This window comes from Pseudomonas sp. FSL R10-0399 (genome assembly GCF_009600165.1).
In the GTDB taxonomy this organism is placed as follows: domain Bacteria; phylum Pseudomonadota; class Gammaproteobacteria; order Pseudomonadales; family Pseudomonadaceae; genus Aquipseudomonas; species Aquipseudomonas helleri.
In genome coordinates, this window is record NZ_WIWK01000213.1 from 1 (window position 1) to 3,264 (window position 3,264).

Sequence of the window (3,264 nt, forward strand, 5' to 3'; positions counted from 1 at the left end):
CCCCCGGCACCGGCGCAGGCGCGGCCAGTTGGTCTTCGGGGCGAACGTCGCCCAGCGCGCGGTGCAGCGTGCCGTACAAAAAGTCATGCACCATGCGCCCGTCACGGAAACGCACTTCGTGTTTGGTCGGGTGCACGTTGACGTCGACCACCGACGGGTCGACTTCAAAAAACAACACAAAGGTCGGGTGCCGACCATTGAACAGCACATCGCGGTATGCCTGACGCACCGCGTGTGCCACCAGCTTGTCGCGCACCGCACGGCCATTCACATAAAAGTACTGCAAGTCGGCCTGGCTGCGGGAGAACGTCGGCAAGCCCACCCAGCCCCACAAATGCAGGCCGTTACGCTCGACCTCGATGGGCAGCGCCTGCTCCAGGAACGCCGGGCCACACACCGCCGCCACACGCCGGGCGCGGGCCGTGGCATCGCGGGCTTCATGCAGATTGAGGATGCTTTTGCCGTTGTGGCGCAAGTTGAACGCCACATCAAAACGCGCCAAAGCCAGACGCTTGATCACTTCTTGCAGGTGATCGAATTCGGTTTTTTCGGTCTTGAGGAATTTGCGCCGCGCCGGGGTGTTGAAAAACAGGTCGCGCACTTCAACCGAAGTGCCCACCGGGTGCGCCGCTGGCTGAACCCGCGGGGCCATGTCACGACCTTCGGTTTCGACCTGCCACGCCTGCTCGGCGCCACGGGTGCGCGAGGTCAGGGTCAGACGGGCCACCGAACTGATCGAAGCCAGCGCCTCGCCCCGAAAGCCCAGGCTCATCACCCGCTCAAGGTCTTCGAGATCGCGGATCTTGCTGGTGGCGTGTCGCGCCAGCGCCAGCGGCAAGTCGTCACTGGAAATACCGCTGCCGTCATCACGCACCCGCAGCAGCTTGATCCCGGCCTGCTCGACGTCCACATCAATGCGCTTGGCACCCGAGTCGAGGCTGTTTTCCAGCAACTCTTTAATCACCGAGGCCGGGCGTTCAACCACTTCACCCGCCGCAATCTGGTTAGCCAGCCGCGGGCTAAGCAGTTCAATGCGGGCGCTGTTCATCACCTCATCACTCATTGCTTGGTCACCAGCTCGGTGGCCGGAATGCTCAAGTTTTGACCGATTTTCAGTTCATCGCTTTTCAAGCCGTTGGTGGAGCGCAGCGTCGCCACGCCCACTTGGTAACGCACCGCAATCATCGCCAGGGTTTCGCCTGGGCGAACCGTGTGTTCACGGGCCCCTTGGGCGATTTTGCCGGTGTCACGCAGCCATGCGATGTACGTGCCCGGCGGCGGGTTTTGCTGGAAGAACTGGCGCACGCCACTGCTGATCGAACGCGCCAGCGCTTGCTGATGGCTGGTCGAGGACAGTTTCGAGGCTTCGTTGGCGTTCGAAATAAACCCGGTTTCAACGAGGATCGACGGGATATCCGGCGACTTGAGCACCATAAACCCGGCTTGCTCCACGCGCTGCTTGTGCAACGGTGTGACCCGGCCGATGTTGCTCAGAACCTTCTGACCAACGTTAAGGCTGGAGGTCAGCGAAGCGGTCATCGACAGGTCGAGCAATACGCCTGCAAGCATTTTGTCTTTGTCATCGAGGCTTACGTTGCCCGCCCCGCCGATCAAGTCAGAACGGTTTTCGCTGTCAGCCAGCCAGCGCGCTGTCTCGGACGTGGCGCCGCGCTCAGACAAGGCAAACACCGACGCACCAAACGCCGCCTTGGACGGCGCAGCGTCAGCGTGAATAGACACAAACAGGTCGGCACCCTTTTTACGGGCGATTTCGGTACGGCCACGCAACGGGATGAAGTAGTCGCCGGTACGGGTCAGCTCAGCCCGGAAGCCGCGCATGCCGTTGATCTGGCGCTGCAACTCTTTGGCAATCGCCAGCACCACGTTCTTTTCGTGTTGGCCCGCAGAACCGGAAGCACCCGGGTCTTCACCGCCGTGGCCGGGGTCGATCACCACAACAATTTCGCGCTTGCCGCTCGGCACCGGCGGCAGCTTGATATCAGGCTGGGCAGGCGTGACCGGCACAGGGACCGGTACCGGCACCACAGGCACCTTGGCCACGGTCGTGGCGGGCAGGCTTGGGGTCAGGTCTGCGCCCTGATCGAACAAATCGACCACCAGGCGGTTGCCGTACTGGGCGTTAGGGGCCAGCACAAAGCTTTTGGGGGTTACCGGTTTTTTCAGGTCGATGACCACCCGCAGGTCGGTCGGTGTGCGCTGCGCCGAGCGCATGCTGGTGATCGGCGTGTTGGCCGTGGCCACATTCAACGGCCCGGCCAGGGTGGCGCCATTGATATCAATCACCAGACGGTCAGGCGCCGTCAGCGTGAACACGCTGTGTTGCACCGGGCCGGTCAGGTCAAACACCAGCCGCGTGTTGTCCGGGGCACGCCACAAACGCACGCTTTTCACTTGTGTCGCTGCTATGGCATTAACCGCCATGACACTCAGCAACAGACCCACGACACTCACTAACGCGCGAAAGCGCATACCAAACCCCATCATTATTTGTATTCCAGCGCCACTGCGGCACACCAAGTCTCGCCACGCGAGCCTTGGGGCGACAACGTCAGCGCGCGCCCGGTGTTATGCGGCCTAATGGTAATGGTCAGGTCAGCCTTTGGCAAAAAGCCTGCACCTTGTTGGGGCCACTCAATCAAGCATAGGGCGTCTTCGTCGAAATAGTCGCGAATCCCCATAAATTCCAGCTCTTCCGGGTCAACCAGGCGATACAGGTCAAAGTGGTAAGCGCGGATGTCGCCAATTTCGTAGGGTTCAACCAGGGTAAACGTCGGGCTTTTAACCGCGCCGGTGTGGCCCAGGCCGCGAATAATGCCGCGTGACAGGGTGGTTTTACCCGCCCCCAAGTCCCCTTCCAAAAAAATCAGCCCATGCCCCTGGGTGATGCGGGCCAACTGCCCGCCAAAGGCGACCATGGCCTCTTCATCCGCCAGATGCAGTGTTAATTCAGACACGGTGTTTGCTCCTCCAACAACTGACGAATGGCTGGTATCAAATCACTGGCCGCCAGCCCACGGCCCATTTGTCCTTGTTGTTCGCCGGCACGGGCATGCAGCCACACCGCGAGGCACGCGGCATCAAAGGCGCTCATGCCCTGCGCCAGCAACGCACCGACCACACCGGCCAACACGTCGCCCAAACCCGCCGTGGCCATGGCCGGATGCCCTTGCGTGCACAGCGCCAATTGACCTTCCAGCCCGGCAATCAGCGTGCCCGCCCCCTTAAGAACGCACACTACTGAGT

4 protein-coding genes are annotated in these 3,264 nt (G+C 61.5%); all 4 read right to left on the reverse strand.

Annotated elements, in window-relative coordinates; genetic code table 11:
• The coding region (gene mutL, locus GHO41_RS28775; protein ID WP_153435307.1) for a DNA mismatch repair endonuclease MutL at window positions 1-1,063 on the reverse strand (1,063 nt) is incomplete at its 3' end.
• On the reverse strand, window positions 1,060-2,502 hold the full coding sequence (locus tag GHO41_RS28780) for an N-acetylmuramoyl-L-alanine amidase (RefSeq protein WP_206540839.1): 1,443 nt from the start codon (window positions 2,500-2,502) through the stop codon (window positions 1,060-1,062). The genes GHO41_RS28780 and mutL, both read right to left, overlap by 4 nt.
• Before the next feature lie 2 nt (window positions 2,503-2,504).
• On the reverse strand, window positions 2,505-2,975 hold the full coding sequence (tsaE, locus tag GHO41_RS28785) for a tRNA (adenosine(37)-N6)-threonylcarbamoyltransferase complex ATPase subunit type 1 TsaE (protein ID WP_323368951.1): 471 nt from the start codon (window positions 2,973-2,975) through the stop codon (window positions 2,505-2,507).
• On the reverse strand, window positions 2,963-3,264 hold a 302-nt coding region (locus tag GHO41_RS28790; RefSeq protein WP_305977957.1), incomplete at its 5' end, for an NAD(P)H-hydrate dehydratase. The genes tsaE and GHO41_RS28790, both read right to left, overlap by 13 nt.

What these genes read in the sequence shown, in the direction of transcription:
- GHO41_RS28780 (WP_206540839.1), bottom strand. Translation starts at nt 2,502, where the DNA reads ATGGGGTTTGGTATGCGCTTTCGCGCGTTAGTGAGTGTCGTGGGTCTG.